Below are 25,844 nucleotides of genomic sequence, written 5' to 3'. Positions count from 1 at the left end.
TAAACGTCTGAGAGGACTCCTGGTCTTGCTCTGCTGCGTGGCAGGCATGGCCATGGCAGAGGAAAAGAACATCCTGGTCACCAGCGGTAGCGACCGGGCAACCCCCATTGCGGTAGTACCGTTCGGCGTGCAGGGCGGCAGCGTGCTGCCCGAGGACATGGCCGACATCATCAGCAACGACCTGCGCAACTCCGGCTACTATGGGCCGATCCCGCGGCAGAACATGATCAGCTTGCCGACCCAGGCCAGCGAAGTGATCTTCCGTGACTGGAAAGCCCTGGGCGCCCAGTACGTCATGGTTGGTAGCATCGTCCCGGCAGGCGGCCGCCTGCAGGTGAGCTACGCGCTGTTCAACGTCGCCACCGAGCAGCAAGTGCTGACCGGCAGCGTTGCCGGCGGCGTCGACCAGTTGCGCGACATGGCCCACTACATCGCCGACCAGTCGTTCGAGAAGCTCACCGGCATCAAGGGTGCGTTCTCGACCCGCATGCTGTATGTGACCGCCGAGCGTTTCTCGACCAACAACACCCGCTACACCCTGCAGCGTTCGGACTACGACGGTGCCCGTGCAGTGACCCTGTTGCAGTCGCGTGAACCGATCCTGTCGCCGCGTTTCGCGCCGGATGGCAAGCGCATCGCCTATGTCTCGTTCGAGCAGAAGCGTCCGCGCATCTTCATCCAGCACATCGACACCGGTCGTCGCGAGCAGATCACCAACTTCGAGGGCCTGAACGGCGCTCCGGCCTGGTCGCCTGACGGCACCCGCCTGGCGTTCGTGCTGTCCAAGGACGGCAACCCGGACATCTACGTGATGAATGTGGCCTCGCGCCAGATCACCCGCGTGACCGCAGGCCCGGGCATCAATACCGAGCCGTTCTGGGGCAAGGATGGCAACACCCTGTACTTCACCTCCGACCGTGGCGGCAAGCCGCAGATCTACAAGCAGTCGGTTGGTGGCGGTGGCGCCGAGCGCGTGACATTCGTGGGTAACTACAACGCCAACCCGAAACTGTCGGCGGACGAGAAGACCCTGGTGATGATTCATCGCCAGCAGGGTTTCACCAACTTCAAGGTGGCCGCTCAGGACCTGCAACGTGGAAGTGTAAAGATTCTCACCGAGACCAGTCTTGATGAGTCTCCCACTGTTGCGCCAAACGGCACCATGCTAATCTACGCCACCCGCCAGCAGGGCCGGGGAGTCTTGATGCTCGTGTCGCTTAACGGCCGCGTGAGGCTCCCACTTCCTACCGCTCAAGGCGAAGTCAGAGAACCGTCCTGGTCCCCTTACCTGAACTGATTGCGGCGTAACACGTTTTGCTTAACACACTGGGGTTTCATTAGGAGTTTCACGATGGAAATGCTGAAGTTTGGTAAATTCGCTGCGCTGGCTCTGGCCATGGCTGTAGCTGTAGGTTGCTCCTCGAAAGGCGGTGACAACGCTGGTGAAGGCGCTGTTGACCCGAACGCTGGCTACGGTGCCAACACTGGCGCTGTTGACGGCTCCCTGAGCGAAGAAGCTGCCCTGCGCGCAATCACCACCTTCTACTTCGAATACGACAGCTCGGACCTGAAGCCAGAAGCCATGCGCTCCCTGGACGTTCACGCCAAGGACCTGAAGTCCAACGGCAACCGCGTTGTCCTGGAAGGCAACACCGACGAGCGCGGCACCCGCGAGTACAACATGGCTCTGGGTGAGCGTCGTGCCAAGGCCGTTCAGCGCTACCTGGTTCTGCAGGGCGTTTCCCCTGCTCAGCTGGAACTGGTTTCCTACGGCGAAGAGCGTCCAGTTGCCACCGGCAACGACGAGCAGTCCTGGGCTCAAAACCGTCGCGTAGAACTGCGTAAGTAAGTTCTTATGCGTATGTGCCGTCGTGCTGTAACCGTCCTCGCACTCAGCCTGCCCCTTTCGGCGTGGGCTGCGGTTCCCGTAGTAGATGACAACGCGGGTGGCTATCCACCTGCGGGTTATGGCACGAGCGGCGCCTATGCCGGAGCAGGGGCTTCGGCCCCTGCTTCTGCAAATGGCCAGCTGTTCATGCAGCTGCAGCAGATGCAGGACCAGATTTCCCGCCAGCAAGGCATCATCGAAGAGTTGCAGAACGATGTGTCGCGCATGAAGCAGGAAAACCTCGAGCGCTACCAGGATCTCGACCGCCGCCTCAGCAGCGGTGCCGCGCCTGCCGCGACTCCAGACAATTCCTCCACCGGTGGCGCGAACAACGCAGCCACGGGTGCCGCTGCCGGCGCCAGCGCCGCGCAGCCACCGGCCGCCAGCAGCGAGCCGGGTGATCCGGCGAAAGAGAAGCTGTATTACGACGCCGCTTTCGACCTGATCAAGCAGAAGGACTTCGACAAGGCCAGCCAGGCCTTCAACGCCTTCCTGCGCAAGTACCCCAACAGCCAGTACGCCGGCAATGCCCAGTACTGGCTTGGCGAGGTCAACCTGGCCAAGGGCGACCTGCAAGGCGCCAGCCAGGCCTTCGCCGAGGTCGGCCAGAAGTACCCGAAACACAGCAAGGTGCCGGATTCGCTGTACAAGCTGGCCGATGTCGAGCGCCGCATGGGCCACACCGACAAGGTCAAGGGCATCCTGCAGCAGGTCATCACCCAGTACCCCGGCACTTCCGCCGCACAACTGGCCCAGCGCGACCTGCAGAAGCTCTGAGCGACCCGTTGATGAAGAAACCCGCGCCTGTCGCGGGTTTTTTCGTTAGAATCACTGCCCTTTTTTCTTAAACACGCTGCCGCGGATAACGCCATGTCGAGTCCGCGACAGTGCCTGACGGAGGCGGACAGCCTGTTCAGCTGTCACGCCCGTGGCGATCATGCAAGACACATTACGCATCACCGAAGTGTTTTACTCGTTGCAGGGTGAAACGCGAACGGCCGGGCTGCCCACGGTTTTCGTGCGCCTGACCGGTTGCCCCCTGCGCTGCCAGTACTGCGACAGTGCCTACGCCTTCAGTGGCGGCACTATTCGCACCCTCGATTCGATCCTCGAGCAGGTTGCCGGCTTCAGGCCGCGCTACGTCTGCGTGACCGGTGGCGAGCCACTGGCTCAGCCCAATGCGCTGTCGTTGCTGCAGCGCCTGTGCGATGCCGGTTACGACGTGTCGCTGGAAACCAGCGGCGCCCTCGATATCAGTGGTGTCGACACCCGGGTCAGCCGCGTGGTCGACCTCAAGACCCCAGGCTCGGAAGAGTCCCATCGCAACCGCTACGAGAACATCGAGCTGCTGACCGGCAATGACCAGGTCAAGTTCGTCATCTGTTCCCGCGAGGACTACGATTGGGCGGTTTCCAAGCTGATTCAGTACAACCTGGCCGAGCGCGCCGGGGAAGTGCTGTTCTCGCCCAGCCACCATCAGGTGAGCTCCACCGACCTGGCCGACTGGATCGTCGCCGACAACCTGCCCGTGCGTTTCCAGCTGCAGCTGCACAAGCTGCTGTGGAACGACGAACCCGGACGTTGAGGAGAAAAAAGACATGACTGACAAACGCGCGGTAATCCTGCTGTCCGGTGGCCTGGACTCGGCCACCGTGGTGGCCATGGCCAAGGCCGACGGCTACCAGTGCTACACCATGAGCTTCGACTACGGCCAGCGCCACCGCGCCGAGCTCAATGCCGCAGCGCGGGTGGCCCGTGACCTGGGCGTGATCGAACACAAGGTGATCGGCCTGAACCTCGACGGCATCGGTGGCTCGGCCCTGACCGACAGCAGCATCGATGTGCCCGAGGCGCCGAGCGAGGGGATTCCGGTCACCTACGTGCCGGCCCGCAACACCGTGTTCCTGTCCCTGGCCCTGGGCTGGGCGGAGGTGCTCGAAGCCCGTGACATCTTCATTGGTGTCAACGCCGTGGACTACTCCGGTTATCCGGACTGCCGCCCGGAATTCGTCGAGGCCTTCGAGCGCATGGCCAACCTGGCCACCAAGGCCGGTGTGGAAGGGCAGGGCTTCCGTATCCAGGCGCCGTTGCAGAACCTGAGCAAGGCGCAGATCGTCCAGGCGGGCATCGCCCGTGGCGTGGACTACAGCCTGACCGTCTCCTGCTACCAGGCTGATGACGACGGGCGTGCCTGCGGCAAGTGCGACAGCTGCCGTCTGCGTGCCGACGGCTTCAAGGCGGCCGGCATAGAGGACCCCACCCGGTATTTTTGAAAAATTTCGCGATGGGGTGTTGATTTCCTCTGAGAAATCAGTAATATACGCGCCATCCAACGGGTCGTTAGCTCAGTTGGTAGAGCAGTTGGCTTTTAACCAATTGGTCGTAGGTTCGAATCCTACACGACCCACCATATGCAGTACGAAAGAGCCCGCCTTCATGGCGGGCTTTTTCATGCCTGTCGAAAAGTGCCCTGGCCCACTGTCAACGATTCAACCGCCGCGCATCGAAGGCATCACGCGCCTGGTAGGCAGTGTAGGTGGCCTGCGCGGCCACCAGGCCGGCCAGGCCGAAGGTACGGTCGAGGCCGAACTGGCTGAAACCGCTCGGGATCGGCAGGCGACGGGCGATGGCGTCCGCCAGCACTTCGCCGGCGACCGTGGTCGGGGCCATGCCGTGGCCGCCGAAGCCAACCGCGTGCCAGATGCCATTGTCGTCCTGGCCGATCTGCGCCATCTGGTGGCGTCCGTAGCTCATCAGGCCGCCCCAGGAATACTCCAATTCCACGTCCTCGAGTTGCGGGTAGACGCTTGCCAGGTCGGCCTTGAGCAGCCTGGCGATGGCCTGCGGCCCGCGATCGAGAATGGAGATGCGTCCCCCCCAGAGAATTCGGGTGTCTTTCAGCGGGCGGTAGTAATCGAAGGCGAAGCGTGTGTCGTAGATGGCTGACTGGCAGTTGATGGCGTCCGACAGGCGATCGCCCAGTGGTGGGGTGGTCACCACGTAGGTGGCGATCGGCAGAACGGCGCGTTCGATTGGGGCGTAGACGCCGCGGGCATAGCCCCCTGCGCTGAACACCACCTCCTCGGCATGGACTTCGCCCTGGCCGGTGCGCACGATGTAGCCGCCGGCCTTCTTCTCGATGCCGGTCACCGGCGACTGCTCAAAGATCGTCACCCCGGCCTGGGACGCGGCCTGGGCGAGGCCGCAGACGTACTTGAGCGGGTGGAAGTGGAAGGCGTTGCGCTCCAGCAACCCGCCGTAATAGCGCTCGGTCCTGAGCTGTTCCTTCAGGTCTCCGGGTGCGATGTATTCCCAGTCGACGCCATAGGCCTGCTTCATCAGCTGGCGCGGTTTCTCCAGGCGCGACGGGTCGTTGAACCAGTTGGCGAGGATCACGCCCTGGTCGACCAGGTCGCAGTCGATGGTGTAGCGGCGGGTGCGTTCGCGGATCAGGTCGACGGCGTCGAGTGTCAGCCGATACAGCTTGCGGGCCTCGTTGGCGCCCAGCGCCGACAGCAGGTCGGCGTTGCCGAGGCTGTAGCCGCCGAAGACAAAGCCGCCGTTGCGTCCCGAGGCGCCATGGCCGACACGTTGCGACTCAAGGAGTGTCACATCGCTCACCCCGCGCTCGGCAAGCCCGATCGCGGTCGACAGGCCGGCCAGGCCGCCACCGAGGATGCATACGCGGGTATCGGTGCGGCCGCTTTGGGCGGGGTAGAAGGTTCTGCTGGCGGTGGCTTCGTAGTAGGAGTCGAAGGTGCTGTTCATCAGGGTCCCGGAGCAGTGATGGGCGGACCGGAGCGGGTCCGCCAATGGAGTGTTCAGGCGGGCTGCTGGCTGGCTGCGAGCGCATCGCCGGCGGGCTCTGCCTTGCTGCGTTCGGCCTTGCGCATCTCGATGCTGGAGAAGTCCATTTCCCTGTAGCGCACCACCCTGGAACCTGTCATCAGCTTGTGCCCGAACCAGACCACCACGAACAGCACCAGACCGACGTAGGTGGCGAAGGCGCCGATCCAGTCGATCTGCCCGCCGATGAATGCCTGGTAGTTCTGTCCGAGCATCACCACCATGCACAGGCCGAAGGCGAACAGTGGGCCGAACGGGAAGTACTTCGACACATACGGCAGTTTCGCCAGGTCGTTGCCATGGAACAGGTAGCCGCGGCGGAAGCGGTAATGGCTGATCGCGATACCCAGCCAGGCGATGAAGCCAAGCATGCCGGAGGTGTTCAGTAGCCACAGGTAGAGCTTGCCGGGGCTGAACAGGAAGCTCAGCAGGCACAGGCCGGCGACTGCGGCGGTGGCCAGCAGCGCCCAGACCGGCGTGCCGCTGCGAGTTACCCTGGCGAAGATGGCCGGCGCCTTGCGCTCCAGTGCCAGGCTGTAGAGCATGCGCGAGGAGGCGTACATGCCCGAGTTGCCGGCGGACAGCACCGAGGTCAGGATCACCGCGTTCATCACGGCGGCGGCGGCAAGCATGTCGGCCTTGGTGAAGATCAGGGTGAACGGGCTAATGGTGACGTCCGACAGTCCGTCCTTGAGCAGCCGTGGGTCGGTGTAGGGGATCAGCAGGCCGATCACGACGATGGTCAGCACGTAGAACAGCAGGATGCGCCAGAAGATCTGGCGTACGGCCTTGGGAATATTGCGCCCCGGGTTTTCCGTTTCGCCGGCGGCGATGCCCACGAACTCGGTGCCCTGGAACGAGAAGCCGACGATCATCGCCACGCCGATCAGCGCTGGCAGGCCGCCGGCGATGGGCGCGTCGCCGATCTGCCAGAGATGGGCGCCGCCGTCCTGGCCGCCTTCGAGGATGCCCAGCAGCATCAGCACGCCCACGGCGATGAAGATGATGATGGTGATGACCTTGATCAGGGCGAACCAGAACTCGGCCTCGCCGAAGAAGCGCACCGAGGCGACGTTGAGGGCGAACAGCAGTACCAGGAAGGCCGCGCTCCAGATCACCCCGGGGGTGTCCGGGAACCAGTAGAGCATGATGATCTGCACGGCCACCAGGTCCACGGCGATGGTCACGGCCCAGGAGTACCAGTAGTTCCAGCCCAGGGCGAAGCCGAAGCTTTCTTCGACGTAGCGCGAGGCATAGGTGGAGAACGAGCCGCTGACCGGCATGCACGCGGCCATTTCGCCGAGGCTGGTCATCAGGAAGTAGACCATCAGGCCGATCACCGCGAAGGCCAGCAGCGCGCCGCCGGGGCCGGATTGGGCGATGGTGGCGCCGGAGGAGACGAACAGGCCGGTGCCGATGGAGCCGCCGATGGCGATCATGTTCAGGTGGCGGCTGGTGAGCGTGCGTTTGAGGTGTCCGGAAGGCGGGGTTGCGGCAGTCAAACTTGCGTTGTTGTTCGAATGGGTCATGGGCAACCTATTGGATCTGCATTCGGGTGAGTTGTTGTTTTTGTTGTGATCTGACCACTTCCAGTTGCAGTTGACGGGCGCGGTTTGGGCGCCGGTCGGCCGGCGGCTTCTCCAGTGCCGCGGCGGTCGCGATTGCATTGATTGAAATCAGTATTGGCGTTGAAAGGTGTTCGCAACAAACGACAATTAGTTGCTACATCATTCCGTTTTGGAATGTTTGATTTCGTCGTTTTGATGATGTGCCAATGCGGGTGTTTGCACGTACTCATTTGAATTGCCCATGATTACTGGGGTGTATTGACGTCATTGTGGAGTGGAATATTGTCGTTTTGTAATTGTCATGAAATGTACGAAACAATATGGCAGAAATTTATTCATCATTGATGCAGCAAAAAACCGATACCTGGGGGCCAGATATCGGTTCTTGGGGGGGCGTGTCCCTTCAAGCGGAGGGACTGGTGTGAGGGGCGGCCTTGTCGCGGGCTGTCAGCCTTCGTCAGGGCGAACCGTGCTGCTGCTGGCGGTCCGCTGTTGCTGTTTCGCCCGGGTGTCGGGCAGGTTGTCGAACGCGTGCAGCCCGTTTTTCGCGTACGGGTCGCCGATCCAGCGTGGGCTGGCGGTGAACGCTTCGTTGACCAGGCTCTTGGCCGGCTCGTAGCGGTCGTAGCTCAGGCCCGCCAGGTCGGACAGGGTGTGGATCAGGTGTGCGCTGCTATAGGGGCGGTTGGTCATCGACTGCAGGTCGCGCGGGTGCCCCGCCTGCCAGCTGGGCGAGGTCCAGAGCAGGAAGGGGATGGTGTACATCGGCCGGGTCGGGGCGGCCTCGTTGCGGCCGAGGCGATCATGATTGCCGGAGCTGTAGACGTCCTCGCCATGGTCGGAGAGGTACAGCAGGAAGCCGTTCGGTGTGCTGGCCGAATAGCGCTTGATCAGGTCGGACACGACGAAGTCGTTGTAGCGCACGGCGTTGTCATAGAAGTTGTAGGTTCGTACCTGGTCGGGGGACAGCGCCGCCGGCGCGCCGGTGTTGTCCTTGAAGTGGTCGAAACCGGCCGGATAGCGGTAGCGGTAATCCATGTGCGTGCCGAGCAGGTGGACGATGATCAGCTTCTTGCCGGCCGGGTCCTGCAGGGCTTTTTCGAAGGGCTCCAGCACCACGCTGTCGTACTGGCTGGCGTTCTGGTTGCGCTGGTTGTTCAGGTAGACCGGCACGTCCGTCTGCTGCGAGAAGGTGGTGAGCATGGTGTTGCGCTTGGTCATCGTCTGCTGGTTGGTGATCCAGAAGGTCTTGTAGCCGGCCTGTTTCATCAGGTTGATCAGCGATGGATCGGTGAGGAAGCGGTCGGGGTGCTGTTGATCGCCGAAGGTGAGGATCTGCTGCATCACCTCGATGGTGTACGGGCGTGGCGAGACGACGTTGCGGAACACGGTGAGGCCCTTGTCGCGGGCGGCCAGGGCATCGAGGTTCGGTGTGGTGTCGCGGTTGTAGCCGTACAGGTGCATGTGTTCGCGGGTGGTGGACTCACCCAGTACCAGCACCAGGGTGCGCGGCGCGTCGCCGCTGTTGTCCTTGAGGTCCTGCAGCGGCGGCAGGGCGGCATTCTGTTCCAGCAGGGCCTGCATGTTGTCGAGCTGCTGGCGGTACTGCCGGTAGCCGACCACCAGTTGCCAGGGCACCGCGGCCGCCATGCGCTGTTCGACCTTTTCCTGGGCGTCGGCGAAGCTGCGTTGCTGGGAGACCATCTGTTTGTAGAACGGGTAGCCCAGGGTCGCTGTCAGCAACAGGACGACCACCGGCAGGCGGCTGTACCGTGGCAGGGTGACCGGGCGTATGCGTCGCCACAGCAGCACGGCGATCGCGCTGTAGAGCAGCAGCCCCAGGCACAGCCAGATACTGAAGTACTGGCTGAAGTATTCCCCGGCTTCGGCGGTGTTGGACTCGAACATCACGAAGATGACGCTTTGCGAGAACTCCTGGCGGTAGATGCCGAAATAGCTCAGGCCGACCAGCGAGCTGGCCCACAACACCAGCCCGATCAGCGCGGCGAGGGGGCGGGTCAGGCGTGGCAGCAGCAGTACTGGGGCCAGCCACAGGCTGCTGAGGAACAAGGCGTCGCGAAAGCCGGCAAAGCCGGTGGTGCCGCTGAACAGCAGCAGGGCCTGGGTGACGCCGGAGAAGTACCAGAAGAACAGCAGGAGCCAGCCGAGGCCAGACCAGTCGATGGATTTGCTAGCGGGGGGAGTTGTACGGGACACGTGTGCCTCAGAGAGCGGTTGCCTGCCGGATCGGTTGGCAGGCGACGCTAAAGGGGGGAGCGTGAAAAGATCGTCAACAATTCATGAAAGTCCCGGAGAGACCGACGAGTGAGATACAAGTAACTTGCTCTTGTTGTTCGCTCTTGTTGTTCGCTCTTGTTGTTCGCTCTTGTTGTTCGCTCTTGTTGTTCGCTCTTGTTGTTCGCTCTTGTAGTTGCTGTTTGCTTTTGCTTCTAAGCGCGCGGTAGATCAGGCAACACCAATTGCGACTTCAGGAGGCCGAGCGGAGTTCTTGCGAAGGGAGGTGACGGGCATGGATGCCCGTCAAGCGCTGCGCCCCAGGATGGGGCGTTCAGCGCGGTCCTCCCGGGAGCAAGAACGGAGCGAGGGAACCCCGGAGCGAAGCGTAGGGGCCGGATGATGGAGCGAGGATTTTTTGGTTCCTTTTTGATCCTTCAAAAAGGGACCCGCCGTAAGGGCGGAAAGGTGACTATGCGTCACCATCGCAAATGAATGCGCATATAGATTTCAAAACAGACTATTTAAAAGTCAAAGTCAAAGTCAAAGTCAAAGTCAAAGTCAAAGTCAAAGTCAAAGTCAAAGTCAAAGTCAAAGTCAAAGTCAAAGTCAAAGTCAAAGTCAAAGTCAAATGCGGTCGGCGTCGGTTTTAATAGTTGTAAGTGCATTCATTTGCGATGTCGACGCATAGTCACCTTTTCGCCCTTACGGCGAGTTCCTTTTTGAAGGATCAAAAAGGAACCAAAAAATCCTCGCTCCATTCATCCGGCCCTACGCTTCGCTCCGGGTACCCTCACTCCGGCCTTGCTCCCGGGAGGGCCGCGCTGCAGGGCCCATCCTGGGCCCCAGCGCTTGACGGGCATCCATGCCCGTCACCTCCCTTCGCAAGGCCTGCGTTCGGCCTCCTGAAGTCGCGAAGTTACGGGCGGCGCCTGGGCTGACGCAGCTGTCGCTAGTGGGGAAGGGGTTAACCTTGCGATCAAGATCAAGATCAAGATCAACCAACGGCTACACTCGGAACTGCTCCATCAATACCTGCTGCTGGTTGGCCAAACGGTTCAGTGCCTGGCTGATCCTCGCCGATTCGTCGGCCTGACCTGCCAACGACTCGGTCACATCACGTATCCCCGCCACGTTACGGTTGACCTCCTCGGCCACGGCGCTCTGTTCCTCGGCCGCCGAGGCGATCTGCAGGTTCATGTCGGTGATCACCGCCACCGCCTCGCCGATCCGCTGCAGTGCCGGCAACGTCTGCTCCATCTGCGCGGCGCTGTCCTGGGCCTGACGCTGGCCGGCGTGCATCGCGCCGACCACGTCCTGGGTACCTTGTTGCAGCCCCTCGATCACCTGGCGGATCTCCTCCACCGAGACCTGCGTACGCTGGGCCAGGTTGCGCACCTCGTCAGCGACCACCGCGAAACCACGCCCGGCTTCGCCCGCGCGGGCAGCCTCGATGGCGGCGTTGAGCGCCAGCAGGTTGGTCTGCTCGGCGATGGCGCGAATCACCTCGAGCACCGAGCCGATCTGCTCGCCACGGCTTTCCAGGGCGCGGGCCTCGTCCATGGCCGCATTCATGCCGCCGGCCAGCTCGCCGATCGCCTCGCGGGTGGCGGACACTCGCGCCAGGCCATCACGGGTTGCCTGGTCGGCGCCGCGCGCCGCTTGTGCCGCCTGGGCGGCATTGTGGGCGACGTCGTGGGCTGTGGCGCTCATCTCGTTGGCGGCGGTGGCCACCTGCTCGATCTCGCGGTGCTGTAGCTGCATGCCGTCACTGGTCTGGCTGGCGATCAGCGCCGACTGGTCGGCGGTGCCGCGGGCCTCCTGCAAGGAGCCCTTGAGCTGGGCGATCACCGGCTGGAGCTTGTCGAGGAAACGGTTGAACCAGCCGGTCAGCTGGCCCAGTTCGTCGTTGCGGGCGTAGTCCAGGCGCCGGGTCAGGTCGCCTTCGCCACTGGCAATGTCCTTCAGGCGCGCGGCCACGGCCAGGATCGGCCGGGTCACGCCACGGGCGGTCAGCCACACCAGCAGCAGCCCCAGCACGGCAGCGCCCAGGCCGATCAGCAGGCTGACCAGGTTGGCGCTCTGGTTCTGGCTGTCCAGGCGTTGGTTGAGGGCGACGGCGGGGGCCTGCAGCACCTGTTCGGGCAGCTCGAGCAGGACCTGCCACGGCGCCGCGCCGGGGGTCGGGGCGAAAGGCCGGGAAATGCGCATGGTGCCGCCGTCCAGACGCTCGACCGCCTGCCCGGCGCGCAGCGAGTCGGCCAGGGCGGCGGCGCTGGCGCCGAAGGCCTGCTGCACGGTCTTGCTCAGCTGGCTGGCGTCCTGGCTGTGGCCGGCGAGCAGGCCTGAAGGGCTGACGATGCTGACCTGGCCCTGGCCATCGAACAGCTCCTGGCGGCCGGCCAGGCTCAGTCGCTGCAGATTGTCCAGGCCGATGTCCAGGCCGACCACGCCCACCACCTTGCCGTTTTCCAGCAGCGGCAGGGCGATGCTGGTCATCAGCACCTGGTGGCCGTTGACCTCGTCGAAGTACGGGTCGAGCACACAGGCCTTGGCGGTCTCCAGCGGGCAGGTCAGCCAGCGGTTGTAGGGCGAACCGTTGGCGCCGATGCTGGTGTCGGCGAGCATCGACTCGGGCATCGCCTCCATCTCGAGGTTGCCGGTGCCGGGCTGCGACCAGTACAGGGAGAAGCGGCCGCTGTCGTTGCTGCCGTTGTCGACCTGGCCGACGAAGCGAGCGTCCTGCTGGTCCAGGGCGTTGGGCTGGAATACCAGGTACAGGCCGATCAGGTCGGCGTTGCCAGCCAGGGCGGCGCGCGCCTCGCGGCTGAGTTCCGCGCGCAGGTCGGCGCCGCCGCGGGCCTTGAGCGCCTGCACCAGGCGGGCGAAGCCGTTGCCGTACTGGTAGGCGTCCATGAAGTAGCGCTGGATACGCAGGGCCTGGGTCTCGCCGTGGGCCTGCAGGCGCAGGCGGGCGCTGTGGTCGAGCAGCTCGGTGTTGGCCTGGAACACCTGCTCGGCGCTGCGCCGGGCCTGGGTGAGCGAGGTGGCCACCAGCAGGGCGACGATGGCCAGCAGGCACAGGCCGGCAAGCAGGGTGATCTTCCACTGGATGGAGAGACGGCGCAGCAACATGGGCTTTTCCTTCTCGGGCAAACAGGACGCCCGCGGTCAGGCGGGCGTCGGCGGGGTCAGTCGGCGATGCAGTTCGGTGGCGCTACCCTGAAGGCCTTGGTCAGCCAGGCCAGGTAGAGCACGCCAAGCAGGGCCCAGACACCGCCGAACAACAACGAGTGTTCGTTCAGGTCCAGCCACAGCGAGACGATGATGCAGAAGCCTATCGTCGGCGCCACCAGATACTTGAGGTTGTTCGTCAGGCCCTTGTTCCGGCCCTCGCGGATGTAGCAGTGGTTGATCACCGACAGGTTGACGAAGCTGAAGGCCACCAGCGCGCCGAAGTTGATCACCGAGGTGGCGGTGACCAGGTCGAAGAAGATCGCCGACAGCGAGATCAGGCCGACCACGGCAATGTTCAGCACCGGGGTCTTGTAGCGCGGGTGCAGGCGGGCGAATACCCCGGCCGGGATCACGTTGTCGCGGCCCATCACGTATAGCAGGCGCGACACGCTGGTCTGCGAGGCCAGGCCCGAGGCGATGGTGTTGATCACCGTGCAGGCGATGAACACCGATTGGAACAGCTTGCCGCCGACGTACAGGGCGATTTCCGGCAGGGCCGCTTCCTGGTCATGGAAGCGCGCCATGGTCGGGAAGTAGGCCTGGATGAAGTAGGACACGCCGATGAACACCACGCCGCCGATCAGCGCGGTGAGGAAGATCGCCCGCGGGATGGTCTTGCCCGGGTCGCGAGTCTCTTCCGACAGGCAGGTCACCGCGTCGAAGCCCAGGAACGAGAAGCACAGGATGGTCGCGCCGGCGGCCAGGGCGGCGAACTGGGTCTGGTCGTCGGCGAACGGTACCAGGCTCCAGGCGGTGCCCAGCCCTTCGCCGTGGTCCAGGCCACGCCAGCACAGGTAGATGAATACACCGATGATCGCCACCTGCACGGCGACGAACAACAGGTTGAAGTGCGCCACCAGGTTGACGCTGCGCATGTTGATCAGGCTGATCAGGGTGACGAAGCCGGCCACCCACACCCAGGCCGGCACCTCGGGGAACATCGCCGAGAGGTAGAGCTTGGCCAGCAGCGCGTTGACCATGGGCAGCAGCAGGTAGTCCAGCAGCGACGACCAGCCCACCAGGAAGCCCACGTGCGGGTTGATGGCGCGCTGGGTGTAGGTATAGGCCGAGCCCGATTGCGGGAAGCGCCGCACCAGGGTGCCGTAGCTCACGGCGGTGAACAGGATACCGGCCAGGGCCAGGAGGTAGGCGCTGGGCACGTGCCCGGCGGTGATGCCGGAGACGATGCCGAAGGTGTCGAACACGGTCATCGGGGTGAGGTAGGCCAGGCCGATGATCACCACATGCCAGAGACGCAGGGACTTGCGGAATTGGGCGTTGCCGGGGGCGCTGTGGTCAGGCTGCATGCGGGCGCTGCTCCTTGATCGAAACAACGGGCACGGCGTATGACGGGCACGACAAGGTCGAGCGGATGGGCTCCATGTTGTTCACCTTTTATGTTGGAGCTGCGGGGTGCGCGAAATAAACAACGATGGTCGTTTGAGTGTCAAGTTAAACATGACAGAGTGCCAAGTGGATGGAAGGTGAATCGGTTTATTTGGCCGTTATGCATTGCTTTTGGCCGATTGAGCAGATCGTAAGTCGATTTTGATGTTCGTAAAAATTGACAATTTTTCTTTGGCAAACCAAGTGCCCGGCTGTGCGTCGACACACAAAATGCCTCACGCATTACCGCGTGGGCCGGGTGCCAATGGTATTCTTGCCATCTGCGTGCGGCCTCGTTTCCGTGGACCGCTCAAACGACCTCCTTATGGACAGCAATCGGTTCTATTCATGAAGAAATCAGTAGGCATCCTTTCCGGTCTGGCCGTGGCCATCGCCGTCGCAACCACCGCTGGCGCCTGGTACACCGGCAAGCAGTTGCCCGCGGAGCTGGAGCGTTCCGTCGCCCGCGGCAACGAAGAGCTGAAGAAAGCCCTGGCCGGCAACGGCGGCAGCATGACCATCGAGCTGGTCTCGCTGGACCAGCACTTCTTCACCAGCACCGCGCACTACCGCCTGAAGGCCGAGAATGTGCAGCTCGGCGAAGCCGAGGCATTGAACTTCCAGGTGGGCGTGACCGACCAGATCGAGCACGGCCCGTTCCCCTGGTCGCGGGTCAAGGCCTTCAAGTTGATGCCGGTCATGGCCACCAGCAACAGCACGCTGGACAAGGATGACTTCACCAGCGGTTGGTTCGCCGCCGCCGGCGACAAGCCGCCGGTCACCGCCCAGGTCAGCCTCGGCTATGGCGGCAGCGTCGACAGCGACATCCGCCTGGCGCCAGTCACGCTCAAAGAGGACGGCGGCAATGTCCTGGACTTCTCCGGCCTGCAGCTCGCGCTGCGCGGCGACCGCGAAGGCAAGGCAGTGGAGATCCACAGCAGCGCCGAGCACCTCGAGCTGAACTTCGTCGACGAGCAGCAGGCGCCGGTGAAGATCCTGCTCAACGGCTTCAAGGCCGGTGGCAAGCTCACTGAGACCGCCCACGACATGGTCTATGTCGGCAACTTCGACCTGGCCCTGGCCGACACCCAGGTGACCTTCGGGCCGAAGCAGGAAGTGCTGGTGCTCAAGGGCCTGCAGCAGAACAACTTGTACAACGCCGAGGGCGAGGCCAAGGACAAGCTGGCCGGGCGCCTGGAATACAAGGTCGACGACATCAGCTACGCCGGCCGCAAGGTGGGCAGCGCAGAGATGGTCCTGACCATGAAGTCCATCGACATTCCGGCCATGCAGGCGCTGATGGAGTGGTACCAGACCCAGCTGCCGCAGATGCAGCAGGCCGCCGCTGATGGCGAGGCTCCAGCGCTGGAGATGAGCCCCGAGGAGCAGGCCAAGGTCCAGGGCGACCTGCAGAAGCTGCTGGTGGCCAAGCCGCAGGTGGCGGTGGAGAAGCTGGCGTTCAAGACCGCCAATGGCGAGAGCCACTTCAATCTGGCGATGGATTTTGCCAGCCCGAGCTCGTTCGACCTGCCGCCTGACCAGTTGGGCAAGCAGCTGCTGACGCAACTGAAGGCCAAGCTCAGCGTTTCCAAGCCGATGGTCGCCGACCTGGCCACCTTGCAGGCGCTGCTCGAGGGCGAGACCGATGCCCAGGCCATCGCCCAGCAGTCCAGCCAGGCCGGTGAGATGGTCGGCATGATGGCGCTGCAGAGCGGCATGGCCACGGTGCAGGGCAGTGATGTGGTGTCGAGCCTGCAATACGCCGACGGCATGGTCGACTTCAACGGCAAGAAGATGACCGTCGAAGAGTTCGCCATGCTGATCAGCGGCCACCTGGCGGCACTCCAGCCGCAGGGCTGATTGCTGGCTCGCGGTCCCTTTCGCGGGGCAAGCCCGCTCCCACGAAGTCGCCATGAACTGGATGGCTTCGTGGGAGCGGGCTTGCCCCGCGACTGCATTGGGGCGGCCAACGCAAAAACCCCTTTTGCATCCCTCCGATTGCCTGTAGCCTTCGCGTCCGATAAGAATCCGCGCCCGCAGAGGGGCCGAGACGCTGGCCGTCCGGCACCATTAGCCGATCTGCCAGGGCCGGGTGATACACTCGACTGACGCGCTCAAGCGCCCCGCAGGTCCAGCGATCATGACCCAGATTTCCGAACGCCTGTTGGTCCAGGCCCACCTCGATGCCAAGCAGCCCAACCCGCTGACGCCCGCGCAGGAGGCCGAATACCGTGCGGCCATCGCCGCCGAGCTGAAAAAGCAGAACGCCGTGCTGGTGGCCCACTACTATTGCGACCCGGTGATCCAGGCCCTGGCCGAGGAAACCGGCGGCTGCGTGTCCGACTCGCTGGAGATGGCGCGTTTCGGCAAGAACCATCCGGCGCAGACCGTGGTGGTGGCGGGTGTGCGTTTCATGGGCGAAACCGCGAAGATCCTCACCCCGGAAAAACGTGTGTTGATGCCCACCCTGGAGGCGACCTGCTCCCTCGACCTGGGCTGCCCGGTCAAGGAGTTCTCGGATTTCTGCGACCAGCATCCCGAGCGCACCGTGGTGGTTTACGCCAACACTTCCGCGGCGGTGAAAGCACGGGCCGACTGGGTGGTGACCTCCAGCTGCGCCCTGGAGATCGTCGAAAGCCTGATGGACAACGGCGAGACCATCATCTGGGGGCCGGACCAGCACCTGGGCCGCTATATCCAGAAGCAGACCGGTGCCGACATGCTGCTGTGGGACGGTGCCTGCATCGTTCACGAAGAGTTCAAGTCGCGCCAGCTGGCCGACATGAAGGCGCTGTACCCGGACGCGGCGATCCTGGTTCACCCGGAGTCGCCGGAAGCGGTGATCGAACTGGCCGACGCGGTGGGTTCCACCAGCCAGCTGATCAAGGCGGCGCAGACCCTGCCGAACAAGACCTTCATCGTCGCCACCGACCGCGGCATCTTCTACAAGATGCAGCAGCTGTGTCCGGACAAGGAATTCGTCGAGGCGCCGACCGCCGGCAACGGCGCGGCCTGCCGCAGCTGCGCGCATTGCCCGTGGATGGCGATGAACACCCTGGAACGCACGCTCGACTGCCTGCGCAAGGGCAGTAACGAGATCTTCGTCGAGCCTGCGCTGATTCCCAAGGCGATCAAGCCGCTGAACCGCATGCTCGACTTCACCCAGGCGGCGCGGTTGAAGTTATCAGGCAACGCCTGACATCACCTTGTAGGAGCGGCCTTGCGCCGCGAAAGGGCCGCAGAGCGGCCCCAGGATGTTCAGGGTCACGCAAAAAACAGGGGCCGCTCTGCGGCCCTTTCGCGGCGCAAGGCCGCTCCTACAGGGTTATCGGTTCTGACGCCTAGCGGCCCATCATCTCCTTGACCATCCGCTGCTGCTCCATGATCTCGCGCTGGCGCTGGTCGATCTGCGAGGCCAGCGGGAAGTTGCTGCCCGAGCGGCGCTTGGCGTAGTCGAGCTGCTGGATCGCCTGGTCGAAATCGCCGACCAGGGTGAAGTACTCGGCGCGGGCGCGGTGCAGGCCGATGGTGTTGCCCGACAGCCCTCGCACTTCGGCGACGTCGTACCACACGTCCGGGTCGTCCGGGCGGTTCTTGACCAGGTCGTCCAGCACCTTCTCCGCCTCGGCCGGCTTGTTCTGCTTGATCAGCAGGTCGGCGCGCACCTGTTTCAACGGATAGTTGGCCGGGTACAGCGCCTGCATGCGCTGGGCGCGTTGCTGAGCGTCGGCCAGGCGGTTGTTGGTGATGTCCAGGTCGATCTGCGCGAGGTTGTAGGTAATGTCGTTGGGCGCCTTGGCCAGCAGCGGCTTGAGGTTCTCCCGCGCTTCGTTGAGCTGGCCACCCTTGATCTGTGCCAGCGCCAGGCCATAGCGCGCGGCGTCCATCTGGGGATTCTCGTCGAGCTGGGCGCGGAAGCGCTTGGCGGCCAGGCCCGGGGTGCCTTCATAGGTGAGCTGTACCCGTGCACGAATCAGCTGGTAACGCAGGCTGTCCTCGACGCCCCCCTTGGGTGCCTGCTCGGCACGGTTACGGGTATCGGCTACCCGCGACTCGGTCACCGGGTGGGTAAGGAGGAATTCAGGCGGCTTGGCGTCATAGCGGTACTGGCGCGCCAGGCGTTCGAACATGCTGGGCATGTTGCGTGGGTCGTAACCGGCCTTTTCCAGGTTCTGGATACCAATACGGTCGGCTTCCTGTTCGTTCTGTCGGGAGAAGCGCCGCTGCTCCTGGATCGCCGCCGCCTGGGTGCCGGCAATCACACCGATGCCGGCATCGCCGCCACCGCCGGCGGCCAGGACGATACCGGCAAGCAGCGCGGCCATCATGGGCAACTGCATGCGCTGCTGGGCTTCGACGCCACGGGCGAAGTGGCGCTGCGACAAGTGCGCCAGTTCGTGAGCCAGCACCGAAGCATACTCGCCTTCGGTCTGCGCATTGAGGAATAGACCGCCGTTGACCCCGACGATGCCGCCGGGCGCGGCGAAGGCGTTGAGTTCCTTGCTGTCGATGAGGATGAACTCCAGGCGCCGGTCCTGCAGCTGGCTGGTCTCGGCCAGTTTGTACACGCTGGTCTCGACGAAGTCCTTGAGCTGCGGGTCGTTCAGCTGGTTGACCTGGCCGCGCAACAGGCTCAGCCAGGCGCGACCGAGCTGGTGTTCCTGTTGCGGCGAGACGATCGCGGAGCTGGCGTCGCCCAGTGACGGCAGGTCGTCGGCGTGGCCGGGAAGGGCCATCAGGCAGGCCAGCGTCAACAGGGTAGGGCGCAGTAGATTCATGCAGAAGCTCGCGTCGGTCAAAAGCCTTACTGTAGCCGGGTCGCGCGATGCCGACCAGTGGCGGTATCCTACCAGACCTTTCTGTCCATACCCCGGAGACGCGCCCGATGAGTGACACCCCGACCAGCGACGCCGAGCTCGACGCCAGCGGGCTGAACTGCCCGTTGCCGCTGCTCAAGGCCAAGATGGAACTCAATCGCCTGGCCAGTGGCGCGGTGCTCAAGGTGATCGCCACCGACGGCGGCTCCCAGCGCGACTTCCGCACTTTCGCCCAGCTGGCCGGTCATACGCTGCTGCACGAAACGGCCGAGGCCGGCGTGTACACCTACTGGCTGCGCAAGGCCTGAGTCTTTCCCAAGGATCGTCAATGTTCAAAGTGCTTCGCGACTGGATGCAGCGCTACTTCTCCGACGAGGAGGCCGTGGTGTTGGCGGTCCTGCTGTTCCTGGCCTTCACCGTGGTGCTGACCCTGGGCGGCATGCTCGCGCCGGTGCTGGCGGGCATGGTCCTGGCGTTCCTCATGCAGGGGCTGGTCAATGCCCTGGAGCGTTTGAGGGTGCCCTCCAGGCTGGCGGTCTGGATGGTGTTCGCCCTGTTCATGGGCGCCCTGGCGGTGTTCATGCTGGTGCTGGTGCCGCTGCTCTGGCATCAGCTGATCACCCTGTTCAACGAACTGCCGGGGATGCTCGGCAAGTGGCAGTCGCTGTTGCTGCTGCTGCCCGAGCGCTATCCGCACCTGGTGTCGGACGAGCAGGTGCTGCGCGCCATCGAATCGGTGCGCGGCGAGATCGGCAAGTTCGGCCAATGGGCGCTGACCTTCTCGCTGTCGAGCCTGCCGTTGCTGGTCAACGCCATGATCTACCTGGTGCTGGTGCCGATCCTGGTGTTCTTCTTCCTCAAGGACCGCGAACTGATCGGGCGCTGGGTCAGCGGCTATCTGCCGCGTGAGCGCACGCTGCTCAACCGGGTGGGCGATGAGATGAACCGGCAGATCGCCAACTATATCCGCGGCAAGGGCATCGAGATCCTGATTTGCGGGATCGCCACCTATATCGCCTTCATCAGCCTGGGCCTGAACTATGCCGCCTTGCTGGCGCTGCTGGTGGGCCTGTCGGTGGTGGTGCCCTATGTCGGCGCGGTGGTGGTGACGGTGCCGGTGACGCTGATCGCGCTGTTCCAGTGGGGCTGGGGCGACCAGTTCATCTACCTGATGGCGGTGTACGCAATCATCCAGGCGCTCGATGGCAACGTGCTGGTGCCGCTGCTGTTCTCCGAGGCGGTGAGCCTGCACCCGGTGGCGATCATCTGCGCGGTGCTGCTTTTCGGCGGGCTGTGGGGGTTCTGGGGGATCTTCTTCGCGATCCCGCTGGCGACGCTGTTCAAGGCAGTGCTGGACGCGTGGCCGCGGCAGGAGTCGTCGGTCGCGCCGATGCTTTAGAAATGAGGTGTCTTCTTCGCGGGTAAACCCGCTCCCACAGGTTCAGTGATATCCCTGTGGGAGCGGGTTTACCCGCGAAGAGGCCCCTGTGGACTTCAGGCCTTGCTCAGGGCCTGCGCCGCCACCAACACCGCATCCACATGCCCCGGCACCTTCACCCCACGCCATTCCTGGCGCAGCACACCGTCCTTGTCGATCAGGAAGGTGCTGCGGTCCACGCCCAGGTATTCCTTGCCGTACAGCTTCTTCAGCTTGATCACGTCGAACAGTTGGCACAGCGCCTCGTCCTTGTCGCTGATCAGCTCGAAGGGAAACGCCTGCTTGGCCTTGAAGTTCTCGTGCGACTTGATGCCATCGCGCGACACGCCGAACACCACGGTGTTGGCGGCCTGGAACGCCGCGTGCTGGTCGCGGAAACCCTGGCCTTCGGTGGTGCAGCCCGGGGTGCTGTCCTTGGGATAGAAGTACAGCACCACCTGCTGGCCCTTCAGGTCAGCCAGGCTGACGGTCTGGCCGCTGGTGGCCTGGACCTGGAAATCGGCAACGGGTTGGTCGAGTGCTACGGCCATGGGGGTTTCCTTACATGGGGTTCTGTGGGCGCCACGGTTCGATCAGCGCGTCCAGGTTCAGAGCGTCGGCGAAGTCGAGGAACTGGTCGCGCAGCCAGCTGATCTGGGTGCCGGCCGGCAGGATCACGGTGAACTGGGCGTTGAGCATGCTGCTGCCGGTTTGCGGCGCGAGGTAGGTGTCGCAGGTCATCGCTTCGAGCTCGACGCGGTGGTCGAGGAAGAACTGGCACAGCTCGTTGATGATGTCCGGGCGATAGGCGGCGCTGACGTAGGCCACGTAGGGCAGGGCCTGCGGGCGCACTTCCTGATCGGCGCTGCGCACCACGTCCAGGGTCAGGCCGTGCTTCTTGCCCAGGCCCGGCAGGGTGGCTTCGAGGCGGGCCAGGGCATCCCAGCTGCCGCCGACCTGCAGCACCAGGGCGCTGGTCTCGCCGTGGCGCGACAGGCGCGAGGTGACCACCGCACAGCGGTTGTCGAAGGCCGCGCGGCTGAGAACGTTGGCCAGCTCCATGGGGTTGGGGCCCAGGGCGCTGATGACGAGGAATTGTTCGCGAACGGTGGGGGTGGACATGCAGCATTCCTAAAGCGATGAGCGGTCGATGCAGGACGGGGGCAAAGCCTCCTTTTTCAGCAGGGCCCGGGCCGGTTTTGGCGGCTGTGGACGCAGGCCGGGAGCACTGTCGACGGCCCGGCGGGCCGTGCTGCACCGATCAAAGGATCAAGGGTAGCGAAAAGCGGCGCGAAGGGGAATGCTCCGCCCGCCTGCTTCGCTTGTGCAAGGCCGATGGCGCCAGTACCATTACCGCTCTCTTTTTCCGGCAGGAGCAGTTACATGATTGCGGGCAGTATGGTGGCATTGGTCACTCCCATGGATGCACAAGGGCGTCTGGACTGGGACAGCCTCGACAAGCTTGTAGACTTCCACCTGGAAAACGGCACCCACGCGATCGTAGCTGTCGGCACCACCGGCGAGTCCGCCACGCTGGATGTCGAAGAACACATCCTGGTCATCAAGCACGTGGTCGAGCGGGTCAAGCACAGCAAGAAGCGGATCCCGGTGATCGCCGGTACCGGTGCCAACTCCACTGCCGAAGCCGTGCACCTGACCAAGAACGCCAAGAATGCCGGCGCCGACGCCTGCCTGCTGGTGGTCCCGTACTACAACAAGCCGACCCAGGAAGGCCTGTACCAGCACTTCAAGCACATCGCCGAAACCGTCGACATCCCGCAGATCCTCTACAACGTGCCCGGCCGCACCTCCTGCGACATGCAGGCCGACACCGTGATCCGTCTGTCGAAGGTCAAGAACATCATCGGCATCAAGGAAGCCACCGGCGACCTGGTCCGTGCCAAGGCCATCCTGGACGGCGTCGACAAGGACTTCATCGTCCTGTCCGGCGACGATCCGACCGCCGTCGAGCTGATCCTGATGGGCGGCAAGGGCAACATCTCCGTCACCGCCAACGTCGCCCCGCGCGAAATGGCCGACCTGTGCGAGGCCGCCCTTGAGGGCAATGCCGAGAAGGCCCGCGCGATCAACGAAAAACTCATGCCGCTGCACAAAGACCTGTTCTGCGAAGCCAACCCGATTCCGGTGAAATGGGCGCTGGTGCAAATGGGTCTGATGCAGCAGGGCATTCGCCTGCCACTGACCTGGCTGAGCGAAGGCTGTCACGAAAAAGTCCGTACTGCCTTGCGCCAGTCCGGCGTACTGGTTTAATCGAGGAAGTACACCGCATGAAGCGACTGGCTGGTCTTTCCGCTCTCGCCCTGATCATCTCCAGCACCAGCGGGTGCGGCTGGCTGTGGGGCGAGGATGGCTATTTCCGCGACCGTGGCAGCGACTACCTGCAGGCGCAACCGACCGCGCCGATGCAGCTGCCGCCGGACGCCAGCAACGTCAAGCGCCTGGATCCGCTGCTGCCGATCCCGCGCAACGTGGCCGATGATCGCGCCACCGGCGAATTCGAGGTACCCCGTCCACAGCCGCTGTCGGCCACCGCCGACATCAGCGATTTCAGCCTGCAGCGCAGCGGCAACAGCCGTTGGGTGCTGGCCCAGCGCTCGCCCGCCGAAGTCTGGCCGGTGACTCGCCAGTTCTTCGAGGACAACGGTTTCCGCATTGCCGAAGAACGTCCGCAGACTGGCGAATTCAACACCACCTGGCAGCGTTTCGACGAGCTGTCGGCCTCCCTCGGCCAGCGCCTGGCCAGCACCTCCAGCAGCCCGGACAGCGAAGTCCGTGTGCGGGTGCGCATGGAGCCCGGCGTGCAGCGCAACACCTCCGAGGTGTATGTGGTCAGCGTCGAGCGTCCGGCCGGCAGCACTGCCGAGCCTGACTTCCCGTCCGCCTCCAGCAACACCGGCACCGACGCCCTGCTGGTCGACGAAATGCTCGCCAGCATGAACCGCAGCGCCGAGAAGGGCGGTTCGGTCTCGCTGCTGGCCGCGCGCGACTTCGATGCCCCGAGCCAGGTCAGCCTGAGCGAGGACGGCAGCGGCAACCCGGTGCTGTTCCTGGGTTCCGACCTGGACCGCGCCTGGTCCGGCGTCGGCCGCGCCCTGGAGCAGGGCGAGTGGCGTGTCGAGGACATCAACCGCAGCCTGGGCCTGTACTACATCAACCTGTCCGAGAAGCCTGACGACAAGCAGAAGGAGCCTGGCTTCTTCAGCCGCCTGTTCGGCAGCGAGCCGAGCAAGGAAGAGCGTGAAGCCCGTGCCGAGCGCTACCAGGTTCGCCTGAGCAAGGTCGGCGACAACGTCCAGGTGACCGTCGAGAAGAACATCAACACCGTGGCTCCGGCCGATGTCGCCCGCCGCGTGCTGAGCGCGATCCAGGACCACCTGGGCTAAGTGCGCTTCGCGGTTCTAGGAAGCGGTAGCCAGGGAAACGGCACGCTCGTCGCCAGTGGTGATACCTTCATCCTGGTCGATTGCGGCTTTTCCCTGCGCGAGACCGAGCGGCGCCTGGCGCTGCTCGGGGTGTCGGCCACGCAATTGAGCGCGGTGCTGGTGACCCACGAACATGCCGACCACGTGCATGGGGTAGGGTTGCTCTCGCGCCGCTACAATGTACCGGTCTACCTCAGCCAGGGCACGTTGCGCGGCATGCGCAAGCCGGTCGAGGTGGCCGGTTTTCTCGGTTGTGGCGATGAACTGCAGATCGGCGATCTGCAGGTCAGTGCGGCACGGGTCGAGCATGATGCCTACGAGCCGCTGCAGTACGTGATCAGCGATGGTCGTCGGCGCTTTGGCATGCTCACTGATCTGGGCAGTTACGACGCGCGGCTGTTGGAGCGCTATCAGGGGCTCGATGCCCTGCTGATCGAGGCCAACCACTGCCGTGACCTGCTGGCCCGTGGGCATTACCCGCACTTTCTCAAGCTGCGGGTCGGCGGCAGCCAGGGACATTTGAACAACCACCAGGCCGCGAGCCTGGTGGCCGAGTTGGGCTGGCAGAACCTGCAGCACCTGGTGCTGGCCCACCTCAGCAGCAAGAACAACCTGCCACATCTGGCCCGCCAGTGCTTCGTCGACGCCCTCGGGTGCGACCCGGACTGGCTCCAGGTGGCGAATCAGGATCATGGGCTCGACTGGCGCCAAATCGCCTAGCCCACCCACTCAAGCAAGCGGAGCCCATCATGGAAAAACGCGACGAACTCTACCGCGGCAAGGCCAAATCGGTTTACCAGACCGACGACGCCGACCGCTTGATCCTGCTGTTCCGTAACGACACCTCGGCGTTCGACGGCAAGCGCATCGAACAACTCGACCGCAAGGGCATGGTGAACAACAAGTTCAATGCCTTCATCATGCAGAAGCTCGAAGAAGCTGGCGTGCCGACCCAGTTCGACAAGCTGCTGGGCGACAACGAGTGCCTGGTGAAGAAGCTCGACATGATCCCGGTCGAGTGCGTGGTGCGTAACTACGCCGCCGGCAGCCTGGTCAAGCGCCTGGGCGTGGAGGAGGGCATCAAGCTGGAGCCGTCCACCTTCGAGCTATTCCTGAAGAACGACGAGAAGGGTGATCCGTTCATCAACGAATCCCACGTTGTCGCCTTCGGCTGGGGCACCGCCGAGCAACTGGTCGAGATGAAGAAGCTGTCGCTGAAGGTCAACGAAGTGCTGAGCAAGCTGTTCGACGACGCAGGCCTGCTGCTGGTCGACTTCAAGCTGGAGTTCGGCGTGTTCCACGGCCAGATCGTCCTGGGCGACGAATTCAGCCCGGACGGCTGCCGCCTGTGGGACAAAGAGACCCGCAAGAAGATGGACAAGGACCGCTTCCGCCAGGGCCTGGGCGACGTGATCGAAGCCTACGAAGAAGTTGCCAAACGCCTGGGCGTGCCGCTGTAAGCGGCGCGTTCACGCAAGCGCCTGATACCACGCGAATTTTTTTCAAAAAAGGTTTGCCAGAAACGAAATCGCTGGTATGATGCGCGCCATTGGAGAGATGCCGGAGTGGTCGAACGGGACGGATTCGAAATCCGTTGTACTGGCAACAGTACCTAGGGTTCAAATCCCTATCTCTCCGCCATACGCGAAGTAGTCGAAGCCCCTGAAAACGTTGAGTTTTCGGGGGCTTCGTCGTTTATGCTGCGAATTATTGCCACCCCCTGGCAGCACGCAGTCACGCAATTTTCTTGACGTCAGATTTTCTGCTCAATTAGTATCTCGGCGCCGTGATGGCGCAATGATATCTAATGGGGTCATGTCGCTTCACTACCTCGCGATGAGGTTGCGCTTTTCCCCTCGACACCCTCGAATCAAGGTCGCCGACAGCCTGTCCCCGGGGGATCGTCTGTGTCTGGCCGCCAGCGCCACTTTTGCCTGTTCCCTGGAGCGCCCGGGCGTGAGCCGAGCGCTGATCGCCCACCTGTTACGGCTGGAGCTGTTGTAGCAA

20 protein-coding genes, 2 tRNA genes and 2 pseudogenes are annotated in these 25,844 nt (G+C 63.6%); 15 read left to right on the top strand and 9 right to left on the bottom strand.

Annotated features, from left to right (window positions below; translation table 11 throughout):
* Positions 1–46: 46 nt before the first annotated feature.
* From tolB to AC0MAZ_RS23385, 6 genes are all read left to right on the top strand, one after another.
* Positions 47–1,297 carry a Tol-Pal system beta propeller repeat protein TolB gene (tolB, locus tag AC0MAZ_RS23410; protein WP_050704479.1) on the top strand — a complete coding sequence of 417 codons (1,251 nt, stop codon included), beginning with the start codon at positions 47–49 and terminating at the stop codon, positions 1,295–1,297.
* 54 nt (positions 1,298–1,351) lie between these two features.
* Complete coding sequence (pal, locus tag AC0MAZ_RS23405; protein WP_011535152.1) at positions 1,352–1,849, top strand: peptidoglycan-associated lipoprotein Pal; 498 nt, start codon at positions 1,352–1,354, stop codon at positions 1,847–1,849.
* Between the two features lie 6 nt (positions 1,850–1,855).
* The gene (gene ybgF, locus AC0MAZ_RS23400) at positions 1,856–2,665 is read left to right on the top strand and encodes a tol-pal system protein YbgF (RefSeq protein WP_050704480.1); all 810 of its coding nucleotides are present in this window, start codon (positions 1,856–1,858) and stop codon (positions 2,663–2,665) included.
* 160 nt (positions 2,666–2,825) lie between these two features.
* Positions 2,826–3,473, top strand: coding sequence for a 7-carboxy-7-deazaguanine synthase QueE (queE, locus tag AC0MAZ_RS23395; protein ID WP_475859365.1), 648 nt, complete (start codon positions 2,826–2,828; stop codon positions 3,471–3,473).
* Positions 3,474–3,486: 13 nt separating this feature from the next.
* On the top strand, positions 3,487–4,161 hold the full coding sequence (gene queC, locus AC0MAZ_RS23390) for a 7-cyano-7-deazaguanine synthase QueC (protein WP_475859363.1): 675 nt from the start codon (positions 3,487–3,489) through the stop codon (positions 4,159–4,161).
* 61 nt (positions 4,162–4,222) lie between these two features.
* A tRNA-Lys gene (locus AC0MAZ_RS23385) sits at positions 4,223–4,298 on the top strand.
* A 71-nt stretch (positions 4,299–4,369) separates the two neighbouring features.
* On the opposite strand, the gene AC0MAZ_RS23380 is transcribed toward AC0MAZ_RS23385, so the two are convergent.
* The 6 genes and pseudogenes from AC0MAZ_RS23380 to AC0MAZ_RS23355 all read right to left on the bottom strand — a co-directional run bounded on the left by AC0MAZ_RS23380 (position 4,370) and on the right by AC0MAZ_RS23355 (position 14,081).
* Complete coding sequence (locus AC0MAZ_RS23380; RefSeq protein ID WP_475859361.1) at positions 4,370–5,656, bottom strand: NAD(P)/FAD-dependent oxidoreductase; 1,287 nt, start codon at positions 5,654–5,656, stop codon at positions 4,370–4,372.
* Between the two features lie 53 nt (positions 5,657–5,709).
* Positions 5,710–7,263, bottom strand: a complete 1,554-nt coding sequence (locus AC0MAZ_RS23375) for an amino acid permease (protein WP_203651272.1) — start codon at positions 7,261–7,263, stop codon at positions 5,710–5,712.
* Positions 7,264–7,749: 486 nt separating this feature from the next.
* Complete coding sequence (locus tag AC0MAZ_RS23370) at positions 7,750–9,519, bottom strand: phosphoethanolamine transferase CptA (protein ID WP_254463902.1); 1,770 nt, start codon at positions 9,517–9,519, stop codon at positions 7,750–7,752.
* A 1,026-nt stretch (positions 9,520–10,545) separates the two neighbouring features.
* Positions 10,546–11,052 (bottom strand): annotated as a pseudogene (locus tag AC0MAZ_RS23365) (methyl-accepting chemotaxis protein); the annotation flags it as partial.
* A gap of 399 nt (positions 11,053–11,451) precedes the next feature.
* Positions 11,452–12,453: pseudogene (locus AC0MAZ_RS23360) on the bottom strand (PDC sensor domain-containing protein); the annotation flags it as partial.
* A gap of 275 nt (positions 12,454–12,728) precedes the next feature.
* Positions 12,729–14,081: an APC family permease gene (locus AC0MAZ_RS23355; protein WP_110739270.1), complete on the bottom strand. Its 1,353-nt coding sequence runs from the start codon at positions 14,079–14,081 to the stop codon at positions 12,729–12,731.
* A 427-nt stretch (positions 14,082–14,508) separates the two neighbouring features.
* On the opposite strand from AC0MAZ_RS23355, the gene AC0MAZ_RS23350 reads away from it, so the two are divergent.
* Together AC0MAZ_RS23350 and nadA are read left to right on the top strand one after the other, a co-directional pair.
* Entirely contained in the window at positions 14,509–16,020 is a 1,512-nt protein-coding gene (locus tag AC0MAZ_RS23350; RefSeq protein WP_475859359.1) for a YdgA family protein, read from the top strand.
* Between the two features lie 280 nt (positions 16,021–16,300).
* Positions 16,301–17,359, top strand: a complete 1,059-nt coding sequence (gene nadA, locus AC0MAZ_RS23345) for a quinolinate synthase NadA (protein WP_203651281.1) — start codon at positions 16,301–16,303, stop codon at positions 17,357–17,359.
* A 142-nt stretch (positions 17,360–17,501) separates the two neighbouring features.
* Here the strand turns inward: nadA and AC0MAZ_RS23340 are convergent, their stop codons facing one another.
* A complete protein-coding gene (locus tag AC0MAZ_RS23340; RefSeq protein ID WP_203651283.1) occupies positions 17,502–18,938 on the bottom strand; it encodes a M48 family metalloprotease in 1,437 nt (478 codons plus the stop codon).
* 107 nt (positions 18,939–19,045) lie between these two features.
* Between AC0MAZ_RS23340 and AC0MAZ_RS23335 the strand changes: the two genes are divergently transcribed.
* Together AC0MAZ_RS23335 and AC0MAZ_RS23330 are read left to right on the top strand one after the other, a co-directional pair.
* Complete coding sequence (locus tag AC0MAZ_RS23335; RefSeq protein ID WP_028692991.1) at positions 19,046–19,285, top strand: sulfurtransferase TusA family protein; 240 nt, start codon at positions 19,046–19,048, stop codon at positions 19,283–19,285.
* A gap of 20 nt (positions 19,286–19,305) precedes the next feature.
* On the top strand, positions 19,306–20,376 hold the full coding sequence (locus AC0MAZ_RS23330; RefSeq protein ID WP_475859357.1) for an AI-2E family transporter: 1,071 nt from the start codon (positions 19,306–19,308) through the stop codon (positions 20,374–20,376).
* 95 nt (positions 20,377–20,471) lie between these two features.
* On the opposite strand, the gene AC0MAZ_RS23325 is transcribed toward AC0MAZ_RS23330, so the two are convergent.
* Both AC0MAZ_RS23325 and AC0MAZ_RS23320 read right to left on the bottom strand, forming a co-directional pair.
* Complete coding sequence (locus tag AC0MAZ_RS23325; RefSeq protein ID WP_475859355.1) at positions 20,472–20,945, bottom strand: peroxiredoxin; 474 nt, start codon at positions 20,943–20,945, stop codon at positions 20,472–20,474.
* A gap of 10 nt (positions 20,946–20,955) precedes the next feature.
* Positions 20,956–21,516: a glycine cleavage system transcriptional repressor gene (locus tag AC0MAZ_RS23320; protein WP_028692994.1), complete on the bottom strand. Its 561-nt coding sequence runs from the start codon at positions 21,514–21,516 to the stop codon at positions 20,956–20,958.
* A 261-nt stretch (positions 21,517–21,777) separates the two neighbouring features.
* Here AC0MAZ_RS23320 and dapA point away from each other — a divergent pair, with 261 nt between their 5' ends.
* From dapA to AC0MAZ_RS23295, 5 genes are all read left to right on the top strand, one after another.
* Positions 21,778–22,665, top strand: a complete 888-nt coding sequence (dapA, locus tag AC0MAZ_RS23315) for a 4-hydroxy-tetrahydrodipicolinate synthase (RefSeq protein ID WP_475859353.1) — start codon at positions 21,778–21,780, stop codon at positions 22,663–22,665.
* A 17-nt stretch (positions 22,666–22,682) separates the two neighbouring features.
* Positions 22,683–23,798: an outer membrane protein assembly factor BamC gene (gene bamC / locus AC0MAZ_RS23310; RefSeq protein WP_046856746.1), complete on the top strand. Its 1,116-nt coding sequence runs from the start codon at positions 22,683–22,685 to the stop codon at positions 23,796–23,798.
* Positions 23,799–24,557 (top strand): MBL fold metallo-hydrolase, encoded by a 759-nt coding sequence (locus tag AC0MAZ_RS23305; RefSeq protein WP_198744480.1) that lies wholly within the window; start codon positions 23,799–23,801, stop codon positions 24,555–24,557.
* A 29-nt stretch (positions 24,558–24,586) separates the two neighbouring features.
* Positions 24,587–25,297, top strand: coding sequence for a phosphoribosylaminoimidazolesuccinocarboxamide synthase (gene purC / locus AC0MAZ_RS23300; protein ID WP_016392503.1), 711 nt, complete (start codon positions 24,587–24,589; stop codon positions 25,295–25,297).
* Positions 25,298–25,388: 91 nt separating this feature from the next.
* Positions 25,389–25,478 (top strand) — tRNA-Ser (locus AC0MAZ_RS23295).
* Positions 25,479–25,844: the final 366 nt, after the last annotated feature.

This window comes from Pseudomonas sp. A, from assembly GCF_056270345.1.
This window is presented reverse-complemented; position numbering and strand designations above follow the sequence as displayed.

Coding starts and splice junctions, on each gene's coding strand:
- tolB (WP_050704479.1), top strand. CDS start 47: ATGGCCATGGCAGAGGAAAAGAACATCCTGGTCACCAGCGGTAGCGAC.
- pal (WP_011535152.1), top strand. CDS start 1,352: ATGGAAATGCTGAAGTTTGGTAAATTCGCTGCGCTGGCTCTGGCCATG.
- ybgF (WP_050704480.1), top strand. CDS start 1,856: ATGCGTATGTGCCGTCGTGCTGTAACCGTCCTCGCACTCAGCCTGCCC.
- queE (WP_475859365.1), top strand. CDS start 2,826: ATGCAAGACACATTACGCATCACCGAAGTGTTTTACTCGTTGCAGGGT.
- queC (WP_475859363.1), top strand. CDS start 3,487: ATGACTGACAAACGCGCGGTAATCCTGCTGTCCGGTGGCCTGGACTCG.
- AC0MAZ_RS23380 (WP_475859361.1), bottom strand. CDS start 5,656: ATGAACAGCACCTTCGACTCCTACTACGAAGCCACCGCCAGCAGAACC.
- AC0MAZ_RS23375 (WP_203651272.1), bottom strand. CDS start 7,263: ATGACCCATTCGAACAACAACGCAAGTTTGACTGCCGCAACCCCGCCT.
- AC0MAZ_RS23355 (WP_110739270.1), bottom strand. CDS start 14,081: ATGCAGCCTGACCACAGCGCCCCCGGCAACGCCCAATTCCGCAAGTCC.
- AC0MAZ_RS23350 (WP_475859359.1), top strand. CDS start 14,509: ATGAAGAAATCAGTAGGCATCCTTTCCGGTCTGGCCGTGGCCATCGCC.
- nadA (WP_203651281.1), top strand. CDS start 16,301: ATGACCCAGATTTCCGAACGCCTGTTGGTCCAGGCCCACCTCGATGCC.
- AC0MAZ_RS23340 (WP_203651283.1), bottom strand. CDS start 18,938: ATGAATCTACTGCGCCCTACCCTGTTGACGCTGGCCTGCCTGATGGCC.
- AC0MAZ_RS23335 (WP_028692991.1), top strand. CDS start 19,046: ATGAGTGACACCCCGACCAGCGACGCCGAGCTCGACGCCAGCGGGCTG.
- AC0MAZ_RS23330 (WP_475859357.1), top strand. CDS start 19,306: ATGTTCAAAGTGCTTCGCGACTGGATGCAGCGCTACTTCTCCGACGAG.
- AC0MAZ_RS23325 (WP_475859355.1), bottom strand. CDS start 20,945: ATGGCCGTAGCACTCGACCAACCCGTTGCCGATTTCCAGGTCCAGGCC.
- AC0MAZ_RS23320 (WP_028692994.1), bottom strand. CDS start 21,516: ATGTCCACCCCCACCGTTCGCGAACAATTCCTCGTCATCAGCGCCCTG.
- dapA (WP_475859353.1), top strand. CDS start 21,778: ATGATTGCGGGCAGTATGGTGGCATTGGTCACTCCCATGGATGCACAA.
- bamC (WP_046856746.1), top strand. CDS start 22,683: ATGAAGCGACTGGCTGGTCTTTCCGCTCTCGCCCTGATCATCTCCAGC.
- purC (WP_016392503.1), top strand. CDS start 24,587: ATGGAAAAACGCGACGAACTCTACCGCGGCAAGGCCAAATCGGTTTAC.